The following is a 16,557-nucleotide window of genomic DNA, read 5'->3' on the forward strand; positions in this document are numbered from 1 at the left end:
GTGCATCAGGGGCTCCTCAGCCCCCAGCAGGTGGGCATGGCGCATGGCCCGGCGCATGATCCGGCGCAGGACGTAGCCGCGGCCCTCGTTGGAGGGGGAGACCCCGTCGGCGATCAGGAAGCTGGTGGAGCGCAGGTGGTCCGCGATCACCCGGTGCGAGGGGCCGTTGGAGCCGCCGGCGACCATGGCCTTGGAGGCCGCGATCAGGGTGCGAAACAGGTCGATGTCGTAATTGTCGTGCACGCCCTGCAGCACCGCGGCGACGCGCTCCAGGCCCATGCCGGTGTCGATCTGCGGCTTGGGCAGCGGCGTGCGGGTCCCGTCCGCGAACTGCTCGAACTGCATGAAGACCAGGTTCCAGATCTCCACGAACCGGTCGCCGTCCTCATCGGGGCTGCCGGGCGGGCCGCCAGGGATATGCGAGCCGTGGTCGTAAAAGATCTCCGAGCACGGACCGCAGGGGCCGGTGTCGCCCATCGACCAGAAATTGTCGTTGGTGGCGATGCGGATGATCTTGTGGTCGGGCAGGCCCGCGATCTTCTTCCAGAGCTCGGCCGCCTCGTCGTCCGTATGATAGACGGTGACGGTGAGCTTCTCGGCCGGGATCCCCATTTCCTTGGTCAGCAGGGTCCAGGCATGCTCGATCGCGCCGGCCTTGAAGTAGTCGCCGAAGGAGAAGTTGCCCAGCATCTCGAAGAAGGTGTGGTGGCGGGCGGTGTAGCCGACATTGTCCAGGTCGTTGTGCTTGCCGCCGGCGCGCACGGACTTCTGCGATGAGGCCGCGCGCGGCCCGGGCGGGGTCTCGGCGCCGGTGAAATAGTTCTTGAACGGCACCATGCCGGCGTTGACGAACAGCAGGGTCGGATCGTTCTGCGGCACCAGGGGAGCCGACGGAATGATCAGGTGATCATTCTTCTCGAAATAGCCCAGGAACTGGCTGCGGATGTCGTTGAGGCTCGGCATGGCTCGTCAGACGCTTGAGGGGATTGCACTTATAGGACACCGCCATCGAGCGGCGGCCCCGAGGGAACCGGCGACCGTTTACGCAAAGTTCGCCGCACCGCAAAGGAAAAGGACGCCCAGGCGAGACTCGCCTGGGCGTCCTTACGCTTACGGACAGCCGCGCGGGGTCGGGCTCAAGGGCGCCCGGGCGTCGGGGTTGGCGGAACCCGGGCTCCTAGCGAGCCCAAGCGGCCGTCCGCGCAGCGATCCTATTCGTCGTCGGCGCCGTCTTCGTCGGCGGTCGGGCCGACCAACAGCTCTTCCTCGATGACTTCCTTGGCGCCGCGGACCTGCTTCTCGATCTGGTCGGCGATGTCGGGGTTGTTCTTGAGGAATTCACGGGCGTTGTCGCGGCCCTGGCCGATGCGCTGGCTGTTCCAGGAGAACCACGAGCCGGACTTCTCGATGACGTTGGCCTTGACGCCCAGGTCGATGATCTCGCCCAGCTTGGAGATGCCCTCGCCGTACATGATGTCGAACTCGACCTCGCGGAACGGCGGAGCCACCTTGTTCTTCACCACCTTGACGCGGACATTGTTGCCCACGATCTCGTCGCGGATCTTGACCGAGCCGGTGCGGCGGATGTCCAGGCGCACCGAGGCGTAGAACTTCAGCGCGTTGCCGCCGGTCGTGGTCTCGGGCGAGCCGTACATGACGCCGATCTTCATGCGGATCTGGTTGATGAAGATGACGAGCGTGCCGGCCTTGGAGATCGAGGCCGTCAGCTTGCGCAGCGCCTGGCTCATCAGCCGGGCCTGTAGGCCGGGCAGGCTGTCGCCCATCTCGCCCTCGATCTCGGCGCGGGGCGTCAGGGCCGCCACGGAGTCGATGACGATGATGTCCACGGCGCCGGAGCGCACCAGGGTGTCGGTGATCTCGAGCGCCTGCTCGCCGGTGTCGGGCTGGGAGACCAGCAGGTCGTCCAGGTTGACCCCCAGCTTGCGGGCGTAGGCGGGGTCGAGCGCATGCTCGGCGTCCACGAAGGCCGCGGTGCCGCCGGCCTTCTGAACCTCGGCCACCACGTGCAGGGCGAGCGTCGTCTTGCCGGAGCTCTCGGGGCCGTAGATCTCGACCACCCGGCCCTTGGGCAGGCCGCCGATGCCCAGCGCGATGTCGAGGCCGAGCGAGCCGGTGGACACCGCCTCGACCTCGATCTGGCTCTTGGAGCCAAGCTTCATCACCGAGCCCTTACCGAAGGCCCGGTCGATCTGCGCCAACGCCGCTTCCAGCGCGCGCGCCTTATCGCCTTCGTCTCTGCCCACGAGTTTCAACGCCGATTGCCCAGTCACCTTGGACGCTCCTTGTTTCATGATTCCGCCAACCCAACCCGACCGGCGCAACAATTCGCGCCCCGTCGTCGGAACAAGGTGTGCCCCGTTTGTTCTCTGTTCGCAAGATGTTCTTTTTTGGGGGGCGGAGGGGTGCGTCCGGATTTGACGCAAGGCGGTCCTGGCGACGTACCGCGTTGGAAATTGGTATAGTGTCCCTGAATTGATGCCGCCGATCCGCGACCTTCTAGGCTTTCAGGGCCGCCTCTCTCCGCTCGGGTACTGGCGCAGGATCCTGTTGTTGCAGGCGCTGTTGGCCGTGGCTTGGTGCGCGGCGATCTTCGCGATCATGGCCGTGGGGCCGATAGGCGGCGTGCTGCTGACGCTGCTGGTTCCCGTTTTCGTGGGTCATGTCGCCTGCGTCGTGCGACGGCTGCATGACCGCAACCGGGGCGGGGCCTGGCTGATCCCGTTCGTGCTGGGGCCGTGGGCGATGTTGGGCGCGGCCGAACCGTTGCTGCGGAGCGGTCAGGCGGGGCCGGGCTGGATCGGCGTCGGCCTGATCCTGGCTGGCCTATACCTCTACGTCTGGGGCTGGGTGGAGATCGGTTTCCGCGGGGGCTCGCCGGGCGCTAACCTGTATGGCCCGCTGTCCCCGAGCCAAGGAACCCGCCCATGAGCCGCATCTTCGGCGCTGTCTGTCAGAACGGCTATGTCGTGCGCGATGTCCGCGCGGCGATGGATCACTGGATCAAGGTCATGGGCGTGGGGCCGTGGTTCTTCATCGAGGAGGTGAAGACCGACTATTTCCGGCACCGGGGGGCGGACTCGGCGGTGAGCATGAGCATCGCGCTGGCCAATTCCGGGGACCTGCAGATCGAGCTGATCCAGCAGACCAACGACGCGCCCTCGATGTACAGGGAGTTCCTGGACGCCGGCCATGAGGGGCTGCAGCACATGTCCTATTGGACCCGGGACTATCAGGGGCTCTACGACAAGGCGCTCACGCTAGGCTACCAAGTCGGCCACGAGGGCCAGATTGGCGGGGAGCTGGGGCGGTTCGCCTATTTCGACACGCAAGGCCATCCCGGCACGGTGGTCGAAATCTCCGACATCAGCGGGAACAAGGGGCGGTTCTTCGAGCACATCAAGCGCGCGGCGGCCGATTGGGATGGGACAGAGGCGATCCGGGCGGTGCGATAGGGCGCGCGGCAACCATCGGGTCCGGGAGGCATTAGGCTGGTCAGATCTGGAGACCTCATGCAGCTTCCCAAAGGCGCCACTGTCGCCGTCGCCGACGGCGAGAAATTCAACCTGTTCCGCAACACGGGCGACGAGGCAGAGCTGAAGCTCGCGCCCCTGGACCATGGCCCGGTAAATGCCGATCACCAGGGCTCCACGCCCGGCCGTCACGGCAGCTCGGCCAATCCCGATGGCGGGCAGGACAAGGAAGACGGCTTCTCCGCCGGTGTGGTGGAGCTGCTGAACAAGAAGGTGCTGGCGGGCGAGATATCCGCCCTGCTGATCATCGCCGCGCCTCGGACGCTGGGAGCGATACGCCCGCAGTACCACGCCAGGCTATCGGCTGTGCTGGTGGGCGAGATCGCCAAGGACCTGACCGGCCATGCGCTGCACGACGTCGAGAAGGCGATCGCCGCGACCTAGCCGGAAATGCGCGGCGGAGGGCCTGCCGCGCCCGCCGCCGCGAAAAAAATCTCGGCCCGCCCGTCACCAATGCTGCACTGCAGCATTACCTCTGTCCCCGGGGACATTCCCCGTGTGACGTGAGGTGAGTTTCGATGCCGGGTCTTGGAGAGACGACCGCCATGCTGGCGAGGCTGCGGCGGAGCGCCAAGGCGCCAGCGAGCGATGTGGCGGCCGGGCGGATGGTCGAGACGGCCGCGTTCGGCGCCAATCCGGGGCGTTTGCGGATGTACAGCTACGCGCCGGAGGGTCTGGCGGGGGGCGCGCCGCTGGTGGTGGTGCTGCACGGCTGCACCCAGGGCGCGGAGGCCTATGCGGCGGACGCCGGCTGGCTGACCCTGGCGCAGCGCCACGGCTTCGTGGTGGTGGCGGCCGAGCAGACGGCGGCCAACAACCCGAACCGCTGCTTCAACTGGTTCTCGCCCGGCGATACGCGCCGCGGCGAGGGCGAGGCCGCCTCCATCGCCGCCATGACCGCCCATGCGATCGGCGAGCACGGCGCGGACCCCGAGCGTGTGTTCGTGACCGGGCTGTCGGCCGGCGGCGCCATGACCTGCGTGATGCTTGCGGCCTATCCCGACGTGTTCGCGGGCGGGGCGATCATCGCGGGCCTGCCCTACGGCGTGGCGGGCAACGTGCAGGACGCGCTGCGGGTGATGAACCGGGCCGACGGGCGCAGCGCGCCCGAACTGGGCGGCCTGGTGCGGGGCGCAGCGCCCATCGGCGGGCGGATTCCCCGGGTGGCGATCTGGCACGGGGGCGCCGACACGGTGGTGAGCGCCTCGAACGCCGACGACATCGCCAGCCAATGGGCCTGGACGCACGGCCTAGCGGTCGAACCGGACGAGGTGCGGTCCCAGCCGGGGCGCACGCGCTCGACCTGGCGTTCGCCCTCGACCGGCGAGGTGCTGATCGAGGCCCACCGGCTCGCGGGCCTGGGCCACGGGACCCCCCTGGCGAGCACGGGCGCCGAAGGGGTCGGCGCCGTGGCGCCCTACATGCTGGAGGCCGGGGTGTCGTCGTCGAGCGAGATCCTGGCCTTCTGGGGCGTGAAACCTCGCCCGGCGAGCGCCTGGCTGACGGCGCCGTCGGCCCCTGCCCCGGCGCCCGCCTCCGAGGCGTGGCACGAACTGAAGGCGCCGCACGGCCTGGGCGCCCAGGTGATGGCCAGCCTCGCGCCGCATGTGCCGGGCAGCGTGCAGGACGTTATCGCCAAGGCGTTGAAGAGCGCTGGCCTGATGCGATGAGCTTCGCGGGGTGGGCCTACTTCGTCTGGCCGCCGTCGACCGGCATCACGACGCCGGTGACGAAGCTGGCGACGGGGCTCAGCAGGAACGCGGCGGCGACGCCGATCTCGTGAGGGGCGCCGAAGCGCTTCAAGGGCACTTCGCGGTTGATCCAGCGCAGGACCTTCTCCCCGCCCGGACCCTGGGAGCGCGTCTCCCAATCGCCGCCGGGGAAGATGATGTTGCCCGGCGCGATGGTGTTGACCCGCACGCCGTGGCGCCCGACCAGGGCGGCCAGCTCCTTGCCCATGTGGTTCATCGCGGCCTTTGACGTGCCGTAGGTGAGCGGGGTGCCCAGGGCCGCGCCGCCGGCGATGGAGCTGATGAACAGCAGCGCGCCTTCCTTCCGCTCGGTCATGGGCTTCAGCACCGCGCGCGCCAGGCGGTAGGCGGAATCCAGGTTCTGGGCGAAGCCTGCGTCCCAGGTCTCGTCGTCCACCTCGAAACCCGGCGGGCAGGGATAGAGGCCGACATTGGCCACCGCGCCCCAGATCGGCCCCACCTCGGCTTCGATCGCCGCGATCATGTCGGTGAGCACGGCGCTGTCGCGCAGGTCGCCGGCGCGGGCCCAGACCCGATCCGCGCCATACTGGGCGGCGAGGCGGTCACGCTCGGCGAGCAGAGGCCCCTCCCCCCGGGCGGCGAAGGCGACTCGCGCGCCCTCGGCCAGGCAGGCCTCGACGATACCCAGCCCAATCCCACGGCTGCCCCCGGCCACGAAGACCACCTTGTCGTTGAGCTGAAGATCCATGGATGGCCTCGAGGGTTAGGGATGAGGTCGGACCCTAGAGGTCGCGGCGGGGAATTCAAACAGTTGTTAGAGCTCTGGACCGGGCCCCTCGACCAGCCGGCCCAGACGCTTTGGCGCCATGGCCACGTAGCTCTGGCGGAGCCAGCCCTGAAGGGTCGGGATCTCGGCGCCGATGTCGTCGCCCGGCCCGAAGTGGGCGATGGCCCAGCTGTGCTGCCGATACCAGCCGCGACTCTCGCGGACGAAGGGCAGGTCCTGGACCATCTCGAAGGAGATCGGCAGCTTGACGGTGATCGTCAGCTCGTCGTCCGGCTGGGCCTTGTCGCCGAAGATGGCGAACATCCTACCCCGGACCCGCAGGACGCGCGTGAAGGCCCAGCCCGGCCCGGTGTCGGTTTCCGGCAGGGTCAGGCCATAGGCGGTAAGCTCGGCCTCCGCGCGCTGGTGGGGCGTGGTCATGGCGCGGCGGCGTACTCCGCGATCAGCCGGTCATAGGCCTCGTAGGGCGGGAAGGTCGCGAAGCTGTGGGCCGCGCCGGTGGTCGCCCAGGGCAGCATCTCGTCGGTGAAGGTTTCGATGAAGGGGCTGAACCAGCTGGTGTCGTCCAGCAGGGTGGCGCGGACATTGACGAAGTCGTCCATGCCCTCGGGCCGGGTGAACATCCAGCTCATGCAGTGCGGGCAGAAATAGTGGCGGGTGGCGCCGTGCAGGCCGCCAATGACCGGCTCGCCCTGGGTGACCTCGAAGCCCGTCGCGGGAAAGGCGGCGCTGAGCGAATAGGCGCTGGAGGACATAGCCTGGCAGCCCGTGCAGTGGCAGGCCATGGTGAGCATCGGCGGGGCGCTGATCGCGAAACGCACCTGGCCGCAGCGGCAGCCGCCTTCGGAAGGCAGGTTGGGTCGGGTCATGGCGTATAAGCTCCAAGCGATGGATTGGGCGGAACCTCGGCGGCGCGCACCGGGTGGCCGGGGAACTGTTTGGCGTCGTCGCAGATCTCGTACCAGAGCGGCTTGTCGGCGACGAATTCGTGGAAGCGGATACGCACGACGGGATCGTCGTCCAGGCAGTTGGCGGCGATCGGAAAGCTATCCTGGTCGGAATCGACCTCACCCAGGGCCGTGCCGCAGTCGCCGCAGAAGCAGCGGGCATAGGTAAAGGGCGCGGTGGGGGCGTAGCGCGCGACCTTTTCGCGCCCCTCGATCCAGCGGAAATCGGCGGCGCGGACGAAGACGAAGACGCTAGAGCCGAGCTTTCGGCAGCGCGAGCAATGGCAGGCGCCCATCATGGTGGGCGGCGCCAGCAGTTCGAACCGGATCGCGCCGCAGCAGCAGCTCCCAGAAATCATGCGCGCCTCTCCTTCGGCCTAGTACGCACGACATTGAGACACGCTTGCTGACAGCATGGTGTCAGCAGCGTCACGCGGGAAGACCTGGTGGTGGATATAGGCCCACAGCTCGGCGATCTCGCGGGCGGCGGCGGGCTGGTCGGCTTCCTCCGCCGATCGGCCGGTTTCGAGCGCGGTCTGATAGATGAGTCGCGAGCGGATCACGGTGGGAGCGATCGGTTGGCCCAGGACGGCCAGCGCGCGCAGGGCCCGGCGCATGGCGGGGGGCTCGACGCCGTCGCGGGTATGCGGCGCCTGGCTGACCACGAGCAGGACAGGTTTCTTCAGGCGACGGATCATGGCGACGGACTCGATCGCCGCGGCTAGGTCGAGATAGGTCGGCCTGACCACCAGCACGCAGAGATCGGCCAGGACGATGGCGGCGGCGTTGTCCTCGGTGACCCCGGCGGCGGTGTCGATGACCATGACCTCGGTTCCCCGGCGCACGGCCTCCATCTGGGCGCCATACAGCCTGGCGCCGACAAGGGCGACGCGCTCAGGACCCAGAGCCTGGCGGGCGCTGAGCGCTTCGGTGGCGGAACGCTGGGGGTCGGCGTCGGCCAGCAGGGTGCGCCGACCGCGCAGATACGCCGCGAGTGCGAGATGTACGGCGAGGGTGGTTTTGCCCGAACCGCCTTTGCGGGCGACGAGCGTGAGGGTGAACATCGAGCCCCCCTCCTCGGAGGCCCAGGGTAAACGAGCATCGCGGTCGCTTGTTGCGTCCGCCCATCATCAGGGCCAATGGCAGGAAGGAACGTGGCCAAGACGAGGCGCGGGTATGGCGAAATCTACAGTGAAGCTCGCGAATCTGGCGAATTGGCGGCCACGATTGAACAACACCAATTGCGAAATGAAGAATACAAAATCTCTCGCAAGTTGAATCATGAAAATTATCCTGAACGCGACTGAAACTATTCGCCAGACTTAGACGTAACGACCAAGGGACCGATTCATCGCATTGGCGCGAGCGAACGGCTTTCTGGGCAACTTTCAATGAGAAAACCACTATTCGCGCTCGCCGCGGCGCTGGGTCTGGCTGTCGCGGCGCCGGCCTCGGCGGCGACCTTCACATTTGATTTCTTCGGCCCCGACCTGTTCCGGCCGGGCGTCAACGTCACGGGCAGCGGCATCTTCACGACGTCCGACATTGCCGTGCAGGTCGGTGGACAGACCGCCCTGCCGATCACCTCGATCAGCGGGATGGTCGACGGATCGGCCATCGTGGCGCCCACCGGCTTCTACGGGAACTACTTCACCACCGGTCCGGCCTTCCTGGACGGCAGCGGCGTGCGGTTCAATACCGTGGCGGCCAACAACATCTCGTTCTTCAACCAGTCGAGCAACGGCCGGTATCGCGTGAACATCATCGGCGGCGGCCGCACGGCCTTCGTCACCGCCACCTCGTCCCTGATCCCCGCCGCGGCCGTTCCGGAGCCCGCCACCTGGGCCATGATGATCGTGGGCTTCGGCCTGGTCGGCGGCGCGGTGCGTCAGCGCCGCCGCACGGCTCAAGCCGTCCACGCCTAAGCACCGGACGGGTGAAAATCGTTGAGCCGCCGGTCGCGAGATCGGCGGCTTTTCGCTGTCGCGCCGCCGAGCCGAGCGGCATCTGCTGCATTGCACAAGAAACTTGCCGGACCCTCGGAACTTTTGTGGCAACTTCTTGTTCACCATCCCGAGGGACACTCTTGGGAAGGCTAATTGTTCTTATGCGTAAATTGCTTATGGCCGGCTTCGCGCTCGCCGCTTTGGGGGGCGCCGCTCCGGCCAGCGCCGCCGTCATCTTCACCTTTACGCCGGGCGCCGCGTCGCCGGGCGCCGGCTACACCATCATCAATCCTTTCAACGATGCGACCGGCATCGTCGGCTCCGACTACCTGATCAAGACCCCGCCCGCCGACGCCGACGGCTCGCCGCCCGCCAATTCGATTCCCTCGGGCACCCCGTACCTGTCGGTCCTGGCCGGTGGATTCGCGACCATCACCTTCGATGCGCCGGTGTCGGCCTTCCAGTTCGATTGGGGTTCCATCGACACCTACAATACGCTGGCCATCAACTCGACCGGCGCTGACCCGATCTTCATTCCGGGCACGTACTTCATCATTCCGGCGTACTGCGTCCGCGTGTCGCCGGGCACCAACGGCCTGTTCAACGTCTCGGGCACCGCCGGCGAGCAGTTCACCAGCGTCACCTTCAGCTCGTCGTCGAACTCGTTCGAAGTCGACAATCTGGCCAGCCTGTCCGCGGTTCCGGAACCGGCGACCTGGGGCATGATGATCCTCGGCTTCGGCGCCGTGGGCTCCATGGTTCGTTCCAGCCGTCGCCGGAACGCTCAAGCCTTCTACGCCTAACATCTTCGGCGAACGCCGCGTTGAGCCGCCGGTCGCGAGATCGGCGGCTTTTCGCTGCGCCCCTACGGCATGATCCGCATGCGCCGCAGGATCCAATAGGCCCCGCCGACCACCGCCAGGCACAGCGCGCTGGCCGCGAAGAACCCCGCGCGGTCATCGGCGAAGGGGATGCCGGAGAGGTTCATACCGAAGGCGCCGACGATCAGGGTGGGCGGGATCAACAGGCTGGACATGACCGTCAGCGCCCGCATGCTGCGGTTGGTGGCGCTAGTGATGCGGGTGTCGAGCTCCTCATGCAGCAGGCGTGCGCGCTCCTGCAAACTCCCGGTCTCGCGATCGAGATCCTCGGCCTCCTGGGCCAGGCGCGAGAGCTGCCCCGGCAGGACCGCCACGGTGTGGGCCTCGCGCGGGCTCATGGCGCGGTGCAGGGCGCTGCGCAGGCCCAGATACTCCCGGTGATCACGAGACAGGCCCCGGCGTAACGGGCCCAGCTTGACGCCATCCAACTCCCCCGCATCGGCGAGCATGCGATCCTCGATCCGGTCCAGAGCCTCCGCGGCGGCGTGCAGGCGGGTCTCGGCCAGGTCCACATAGCGCTCGACCAGGCGGATCACCGCCTCGGCCGGCGAGGCCAGGACGCCGCCCCGCTCGGCCTCGCGGCGCACCTCGTCGACGACGCACAGGGCCTGACGCCGCGCGGTGATCAGCCGCCGCCCGCTCATGGCGAACAGCAGGCGTCCCACGCCGACCGCCCGTCCATCCAGGTCGCGCTCGAAATCGGGCAGGACGCCGAAGGCCCAGTCACCGACGAATTGGATCTGCACCCGCTGCTCGGCGCGCAGGATCAGGTCGCGGGCGGCGGCGGGCAACTCCTGAAGCTGTTCCAGATGCAGCCGGGCGCGTTGGTCGCTGAGCGGATAGTGGGTCCAGACCCAGTCGCGGGAGGCGAGCGCGTCGTCGAGGGTCTGGTCGGTAATCGGCGCGGCCAGGCCTTGGTCGAAGGCGTAGGCCCAGAGAAAGGCGCCGGTCTGGGCCATGCTAAGCTCCCCGCGCCGCGCGGCGCCGCGTTATCCTGGCGCGAATCTGTGCCGATCCGGCGTCGGACGATAACATCCCACCATGAACCTGGAGAGACCGCCCATGCCCACCGGCTCCTGCCTCTGCCGCGCCGTCCGCTTCGAAGTGGCCGGACCGCTGGCGCCGATCCAGGTCTGCCACTGCGGCGACTGCCGCAAGGCGCAGGGCGGCGCCTTCGCCACCAACATCCCGGTGGCGGTCGCCGACTTCACCCTGCTGGGCGGCCAGGACCAGATCCGCGCCTATGAGTCCTCGCCCGGCAAGGAGCGGGTGTTCTGCGGCCGCTGCGGCGGCCCGTTGTTCAGCCGCCTGAACACCAAGCCCGGCGTCGTGCGCGTGCGCGTGGGAACCCTGGACGAGCCGGTGGGAGCGCAGCTCGGTTTCCACTTCCACGTGGCGTCCAAGGCGAGCTGGTGGCCGATCACCGACGATCTGACCCAGTATCCTAACGAACGGCCGGACTGACCCTGGCCGCGCCGCCGCCAGGCAGGCGCGCCGCATAGGGACCGAAGCGCGGGTCGGGCGTCATGTAGTCCGTCGAGACGTACTGGGCGCCGGCGGCGAAGGCGGCGTCCTGGCGGGCGCGGTCGTTGGTCCGGGCCTCGGCGGTGTCGGCGTCGGCGCGGGTGCGTACGATCAGGCCGGCCTTGACCGCAGCGCGGATGCGCTCGGCCAGCTCGATGGGTTCGTTCAGGGTGATGTAGGCCGCGGCCGGAGACGTCTCCTCGATATTGACGAACGCCACGCGGCCTTCGAGCGAGGCGCGGGCGCCACGGTAGATGGTGACCTGGGAGATCGGTGCGTCGAGGGCGAACATCACCTTGCCGCGGGCCGACTTCAGGGTCGGCCAGGCGTGCGCGAGCGCCGCCTCGCGCAGGGTCGCGCGGCGGCCCTGGACCTGGTCGGGGACAATCAGGTCGCCCGGTTGGAACACCGAGCGGATTTCGGCGTCGATGGCGTCCATCGCGGCGGCGTCGAAGGGCTGGGCGATCACCGCGCCGGGCAGGCTGAGCCCGCCCTCCTTGAGGTTCAGCAGGATCAGCAGCGGCACGTGCTCGGGGTGGGCCTTGGACCAGGCCCGCACCTGCGCCAGGCAGTCGGTGAACAGCGGACAGTTGGAGCGGTAGTCGAGGTCCTGGACGTGCATGACCTTGAAGCCCGGCCCCTTCAGCGGCGTCAGGTCGTAGGGCAGGTCATTGGCCATCTTCATGCCGAGGGGATCGGCGTAGCGGCCGCCCTGGGGGTCATAGAAGATGTCGAGCTCAAGCTGCCGCGCCCCGGCCGCCAGCTGGTCGGGCAGCGGCGGATGGGCGTAGTCCAGATTGAGGGCTTCCTTTGGATTGGCGCCGCGCAGCAGCGCCATCTGCTTGGGCGACATCGCCTGCTTGTAGGAGTTGTGCGTGCCGATGGCCTGGATCTGATTGATCCGCAGGGCGTCGACCTTGGCCCGCTCGCAGCCCGGCGCGCCGGACGGCGCCTCCAGATCGCAGGCGGCGGCGATGGCGAGGGCGGCGGCGAACAGCGATGCGATCATGGAGACTCCCTAACGCCTCTGCGTGGCGCTTGAACGACAGTCTCGCCTAGGTCTTGGCGCGCGTCACGGTGATCTCCACGGGCGGGTCGGGATAGACGCCCGAGGCGATGGCGGGGATGAGCTCCAGGAAGCGCTCGGGATAGATGCGCTCGGTGAGGCCGGCCAGGTCCCGCGGCGTCCGCCAACGGATGTCGTCGATGAGGTCGGTCTCGTAGTCGGCCCAGCCGGCGCGGGACGGCTCGCCGCCGGCGCAACGGCCGACGAAATAGTGCTCGCGGAACATCACCCGCTCGCCGGTGACCAGGTTCCCCTCGCCGCTTCGGGTCCAGACCACGCGGCCAAGATCGATCTCGGTGAAGCCGCTTTCCTCGGCGACCTCGCGATGGGCCGCCTGCTCCAGGGTCTCGCCGGGATCCACGCCGCCGCCGATGGTGTGCCACGACGAGCTCGACGCCGGGCGACCGGGCATGCGCCCCCGCAGAAGCAGGATGGCGCCGGCGGGGTCGAACAGCAGCACACGGGCGGTCAGGCGTTCGCGCATCGCGCAGCTATAGCCGCATCGCGCGGCGCCGCGCACCCGCCGTCTCAACGCCAAATTAAGCCGAGCTGGAACAGGATGTTGGCTGAATCGCATGGAGAGCCGCCTTGTCGCTCAGCCCGCAACGTCTGCTCGGCTTCGCCTTCGCCAGCGCCGACCTCCTGCTAGAAATCACCGCTGAAGGTAAGATCGGTTTCGCCATCGGCGCCAGCGAGGCCCTGTCCGGCTCGGCCGAGACCGCCCTGGTCGGCCGCGCCTGGCGCGACTTCATCGATCCCCGGGACCGCCCGATGGTCGAGGCCCTGCTGAGCGGCCTCAAGGACGGCGGACGCGGCGGGCCGGTGGTGGTGACGCTGGCCGGTTCGGCCGGCGCCAGCGAACGGGCGGCCTCCTTCACCGCCTTCCGCATGCCGGGCAATGACGGCGCTGTCTCCTGCGCCTTCAGCCGGGCGGCGGCCAAGGTGATGCACGGCCTGCACGACAAGCGCTCGTTCGAAGCCGCCACCGCGGCCCTGATCGAGACCGCCAAGGCCACGGGACAGGAACTGGAACTGGCTTTGATCGAGCTGGGCGGCCTGGGCGCCCTGCGCAAACTGCTAAGCCCCGAGGCCTCCAAGGACCTGGACGATCGTGTGACCGGCGCCCTGCGCGCCCAGTCGCACGGCGGCGGGGCGGCGGCCGACCTGGGCCATGACCGGTTCGCGGTCGTCCGCAACAAGGGCGACGGGGTGGAAGCCCTGGTGCAGCGCCTCATCAAGCTGGTGGCCATCGATCCCAAGCATGGAGTGGCCCCGCAGGTCCGCGCCATGAGCCTGGGCGGCGATGCGGCCTCGGGCCAGGTCTTGCGCGCCCTGCGCTTCTCCCTGGACAACTTCATCAAGGACGGGATGGACGGCGCGCCATCGGCGACCCTGAACGAGGCGGTCAGCCGCTCGGTGCAGCGCACCCTGGTCGAGGTCGGCGCCCTGGGACAGGCCGTCAACGAGAAGCGCTTCAGGCTGGTCTACCAGCCGGTGGTGGATCTGAAGGCCAACGCCGCCCTGCATCACCACGAGGTCCTGGTCCGGTTCGGCGACAACGCCAGCCCCTTCCCCATGATCCGCATGGCCGAGGAGTTGGACCTGATCGAGGCCTTGGATATCGCGGTCGTCGAGCAGACGGTGGCCAAGCTAACGGCCGATCCGACGCTCAAGCTGGCGGCCAACATTTCCGGACGGACAATCGTCAGCTCCGCCTTCGTCGCGGCGGTAAAGGCGATGCTGGTCAAGACCCCCGCGGTGTCCGGCCGGCTGCTGTTCGAGATCACCGAGAGCGCCGCCATCGACGACTTGGCCCTCGCTGACCGTCACCTGAAAGCCCTGCGGTCTGAGGGTTGCCTGATCTGCCTGGACGATTTCGGCGCTGGGGCGGCCTCGCTGGCCTATCTGCAGCAGCTGACCCTGGACATCGTGAAGATCGACGGCCGCTACATCCGCGAGCTGCAACACGGCGGCCGCGAGAGCACCTTCATACGCCACTTGGTGACCATGTGCGCCGAGCTGGGGGTCAAGACCCTGGCCGAGATGGTGGAGAACACCAACGCCGAGGAGGCCGTGCGCCGGGCCGGGGTCGACTACGCCCAGGGCTGGTTCTATGGCGCGCCGACGGATATCCCCCAGCAGCCGACGGCGACGGCCGACAACCTGGGCCACGTCAAGCCCGCAGCGCGGCGCAAGGGTTCGGTCGAGGGCTGGGGTTAGGACCTAAGCCCTTCCCCATCTCCGCCGGAGTGCGCGATCTCAATCAGGCTCGCGCCACCCATTCGCCGAGGTTCCGTTCCAGCACCGTCAGCGGCATGGAGCCCGAGAGCAGGGCCGCGTCGTGCCATGCCTTGAGGTCGAACTTCGGGCCCAGCTTGGCTTTGGCCTCTTCGCGCAGGCGCGCCCAGACCGTGTGACCGACCTTGTAGCTGGTGGTCTGGCCGGGCGAGCAGCAGTAGCGGTCGATCTCCCGAAGGGCCCTTGAACGCGGATAGCCCGTGACGCTGACCATGTAGTCGGTGGCCTGGTCGCGGGTCCAACGTTTGTGGTGCAGGCCGGTGTCCACCACCAGCCGGCAGGCGCGGAACAAGAAGGACTGCAGGTAACCGGCCTGGCCCAGAGGATCGTCCTTGTAGACCCCCATCTCATCGGCAAGCTGCTCGGCGTAGAGCGCCCAGCCCTCGGTGAAGGCCGAGAACCCGCCGCCGGTCCGCCGGATGATCGGGATGGCCTGGCTCTCCTGGCTGAGCGCGATCTGCAGGTGATGGCCGGGCGTCGCCTCGTGATAGACCAGGGTCGGCAGGTTGTACTTGGGCCACTCGTGGGTGTTCTTCAGGTTGATGAAGAAGGCCGCCGGGCGCGAGCCGTCCAGCGCGGCGCTCTGGTAGTAGCCGTTGGAGGCGCCATCCTGGATGAAGGCTGGCACCCGCTTGACCGTCACCTCGGCCTTGGGAAGCGTGTTGAAGGCCTGGGGCAGGCGCGCGGCGATGGCGGCCACCTGGACGTTGAGGTCGGCGATCAGGGCGGCGCGGCCCTCATCGGTGTTGGCGTAGAGCTGCTTGGGGTCGGCGTTGAGCGCGGTCAGCCGCTCGGCCACCGTGCCCTTGGTCATGCCCTGGCCCTTCAGGATCACGTCTAGGCGCGCGGTGATGTCGGCCACCTGATCGAGGCCCAGCTTGTGAATCTCCTCGGCCGAAAGGTCGGTGGTGGTCGAGGTCTTGAGGCCGCCGGCGTAGTAGGCCGCGCCGTCCTTCAGCTTCCAGACACCGGCGTCGGCGGTGGCCATGGCCCGCGCAGCGGTCATGGCGGCGATCTGGCGGTCCAGGGCCGGGAAGATCTCGCTGGCCACGATCTTGGTCGCGGGACCCGCATAGTCGGCGGTGAGGCCGGCGGTCTTGGCCTTGCCGGCGATGGAGGTGACCATGATGGTCGCTTCAGGCGCCTGGTCGCGCAGGGCCTTCATCTGCCCCAGCGCCAGGTCGCAGATGAAGTTGGGCGGCACGACGCCTCCGGCGACATCGGCCTTCATGCGGTCGAGGTCCTGGTCCAGCGCCACGGTGAAGGCCTTCAGGCGCGCCAGATAGGCGTCGGCGTCCGCGGCGGTGACGACGCGGTGCTGGTTGTCCAGGAAGTCGGGGATGTCTTGGTAGACCCCGGTCTGCTGGCTGATCACATAAGGGCTGAAGCGGCCCCCGACCGAGCCGAACTTGAAGCGTTCGCCGGCCGCCAGGTTGTTCTCCTGGCCGTAAAGAACGGTGTCGAGGTCGACCTTGGAGGCCGGCGACAGGGCGTTGCGATCGATGGCCTTCAGCTTGGCCACCCGCGCGCGGGTCTGGCCCAGGCGCTTCTCGCGTCCGGCGGCGGAATAGTCGTCGAGCTGGCTCTTGAGCGCCGCCCGCGCGCCCTTGTCGAGGCCGAGGCCCGTGGCCCGCTCGGGACTCTCGTCGACCGCCTCCTCGAACATGGCGTCCAGCAGGGTTTTCAGACGGGCATCCTCGCCGGCCTGGGCCATGGCGGGCGTGGTGGCGACGAGGGCGCCGGCGGCGGTGGTCGCGAGGAAGGCGCGACGGTCGAGTTGCTGGGTCAAGGTCAGGCTCTCGCGTTGGAAACGTGTTGATCGATGACGGATTCCAGCACCGTCAG

At 68.3% G+C, this 16,557-nt stretch carries 18 protein-coding genes and 1 pseudogene; 8 read left to right on the forward strand and 11 right to left on the reverse strand.

Translation table 11 applies throughout. The features are described 5' to 3' along the window. Both RMO04_RS08550 and recA read right to left on the reverse strand, forming a co-directional pair. The coding region (locus tag RMO04_RS08550; protein ID WP_309644362.1) for an alanine--tRNA ligase-related protein at positions 1-963 on the reverse strand (963 nt) is incomplete at its 3' end. 248 nt (positions 964-1,211) lie between these two features. Beyond that, a complete protein-coding gene (recA, locus tag RMO04_RS08555) occupies positions 1,212-2,291 on the reverse strand; it encodes a recombinase RecA (RefSeq protein WP_309644363.1) in 1,080 nt (359 codons plus the stop codon). 205 nt (positions 2,292-2,496) lie between these two features. Here recA and RMO04_RS08560 point away from each other — a divergent pair, with 205 nt between their 5' ends. The 4 genes from RMO04_RS08560 (at position 2,497) to RMO04_RS08575 (ending at position 5,221) form a co-directional block, all read left to right on the forward strand. Then, the gene (locus tag RMO04_RS08560) at positions 2,497-2,949 is read left to right on the forward strand and encodes a DUF805 domain-containing protein (RefSeq protein WP_309644364.1); all 453 of its coding nucleotides are present in this window, start codon (positions 2,497-2,499) and stop codon (positions 2,947-2,949) included. Next, entirely contained in the window at positions 2,946-3,473 is a 528-nt protein-coding gene (locus RMO04_RS08565; protein WP_309644365.1) for a VOC family protein, read from the forward strand. Before RMO04_RS08560 ends, RMO04_RS08565 begins: the two co-directional genes overlap by 4 nt. Before the next feature lie 57 nt (positions 3,474-3,530). Beyond that, entirely contained in the window at positions 3,531-3,935 is a 405-nt protein-coding gene (locus tag RMO04_RS08570; RefSeq protein ID WP_309644366.1) for a host attachment protein, read from the forward strand. Positions 3,936-4,069: 134 nt separating this feature from the next. Beyond that, complete coding sequence (locus RMO04_RS08575; protein WP_309644367.1) at positions 4,070-5,221, forward strand: PHB depolymerase family esterase; 1,152 nt, start codon at positions 4,070-4,072, stop codon at positions 5,219-5,221. A gap of 16 nt (positions 5,222-5,237) precedes the next feature. On the opposite strand, the gene RMO04_RS08580 is transcribed toward RMO04_RS08575, so the two are convergent. The 5 genes from RMO04_RS08580 to RMO04_RS08600 all read right to left on the reverse strand — a co-directional run bounded on the left by RMO04_RS08580 (position 5,238) and on the right by RMO04_RS08600 (position 8,061). Then, positions 5,238-6,011 (reverse strand): SDR family oxidoreductase, encoded by a 774-nt coding sequence (locus RMO04_RS08580; RefSeq protein ID WP_309644368.1) that lies wholly within the window; start codon positions 6,009-6,011, stop codon positions 5,238-5,240. Positions 6,012-6,077: 66 nt separating this feature from the next. Further along, positions 6,078-6,470 carry an MmcQ/YjbR family DNA-binding protein gene (locus RMO04_RS08585; protein WP_309644369.1) on the reverse strand — a complete coding sequence of 131 codons (393 nt, stop codon included), beginning with the start codon at positions 6,468-6,470 and terminating at the stop codon, positions 6,078-6,080. Further along, positions 6,467-6,919: a GFA family protein gene (locus RMO04_RS08590; protein WP_309644370.1), complete on the reverse strand. Its 453-nt coding sequence runs from the start codon at positions 6,917-6,919 to the stop codon at positions 6,467-6,469. The genes RMO04_RS08585 and RMO04_RS08590 overlap by 4 nt, the downstream gene beginning before the upstream one ends. Further along, positions 6,916-7,356 (reverse strand): GFA family protein, encoded by a 441-nt coding sequence (locus tag RMO04_RS08595; protein ID WP_309644371.1) that lies wholly within the window; start codon positions 7,354-7,356, stop codon positions 6,916-6,918. Before RMO04_RS08595 ends, RMO04_RS08590 begins: the two co-directional genes overlap by 4 nt. Before the next feature lie 18 nt (positions 7,357-7,374). Continuing rightward, positions 7,375-8,061 (reverse strand): ParA family protein, encoded by a 687-nt coding sequence (locus tag RMO04_RS08600; protein WP_309644372.1) that lies wholly within the window; start codon positions 8,059-8,061, stop codon positions 7,375-7,377. A 750-nt stretch (positions 8,062-8,811) separates the two neighbouring features. On the opposite strand from RMO04_RS08600, the pseudogene RMO04_RS21175 reads away from it, so the two are divergent. Both RMO04_RS21175 and RMO04_RS08610 read left to right on the forward strand, forming a co-directional pair. Continuing rightward, a pseudogene (locus tag RMO04_RS21175) lies at positions 8,812-8,922 on the forward strand (PEPxxWA-CTERM sorting domain-containing protein); the annotation flags it as partial. Between the two features lie 197 nt (positions 8,923-9,119). Further along, a complete protein-coding gene (locus RMO04_RS08610; protein WP_309644374.1) occupies positions 9,120-9,746 on the forward strand; it encodes a PEPxxWA-CTERM sorting domain-containing protein in 627 nt (208 codons plus the stop codon). 62 nt (positions 9,747-9,808) lie between these two features. On the opposite strand, the gene RMO04_RS08615 is transcribed toward RMO04_RS08610, so the two are convergent. Beyond that, positions 9,809-10,783 (reverse strand): CorA family divalent cation transporter, encoded by a 975-nt coding sequence (locus RMO04_RS08615; protein ID WP_309644375.1) that lies wholly within the window; start codon positions 10,781-10,783, stop codon positions 9,809-9,811. Between the two features lie 103 nt (positions 10,784-10,886). Here RMO04_RS08615 and RMO04_RS08620 point away from each other — a divergent pair, with 103 nt between their 5' ends. Beyond that, positions 10,887-11,288, forward strand: coding sequence for a GFA family protein (locus RMO04_RS08620; RefSeq protein WP_309644376.1), 402 nt, complete (start codon positions 10,887-10,889; stop codon positions 11,286-11,288). Here the strand turns inward: RMO04_RS08620 and RMO04_RS08625 are convergent. Together RMO04_RS08625 and RMO04_RS08630 are read right to left on the reverse strand one after the other, a co-directional pair. Continuing rightward, a complete protein-coding gene (locus tag RMO04_RS08625; protein ID WP_309644377.1) occupies positions 11,269-12,357 on the reverse strand; it encodes a phosphatidylinositol-specific phospholipase C1-like protein in 1,089 nt (362 codons plus the stop codon). The genes RMO04_RS08620 and RMO04_RS08625 overlap by 20 nt on opposite strands. Before the next feature lie 46 nt (positions 12,358-12,403). Further along, entirely contained in the window at positions 12,404-12,898 is a 495-nt protein-coding gene (locus RMO04_RS08630; RefSeq protein WP_309644378.1) for an NUDIX domain-containing protein, read from the reverse strand. Positions 12,899-13,002: 104 nt separating this feature from the next. Between RMO04_RS08630 and RMO04_RS08635 the strand changes: the two genes are divergently transcribed. Then, positions 13,003-14,634, forward strand: a complete 1,632-nt coding sequence (locus RMO04_RS08635) for an EAL domain-containing protein (RefSeq protein WP_309644379.1) — start codon at positions 13,003-13,005, stop codon at positions 14,632-14,634. 43 nt (positions 14,635-14,677) lie between these two features. Here the strand turns inward: RMO04_RS08635 and RMO04_RS08640 are convergent, their stop codons facing one another. Continuing rightward, complete coding sequence (locus RMO04_RS08640) at positions 14,678-16,501, reverse strand: DUF885 domain-containing protein (protein ID WP_405041474.1); 1,824 nt, start codon at positions 16,499-16,501, stop codon at positions 14,678-14,680. Positions 16,502-16,557: the final 56 nt, after the last annotated feature.

The sequence above is a fragment of the Phenylobacterium sp. genome, from assembly GCF_031412415.1.
Taxonomy (GTDB): Bacteria; Pseudomonadota; Alphaproteobacteria; order Caulobacterales; family Caulobacteraceae; genus Phenylobacterium.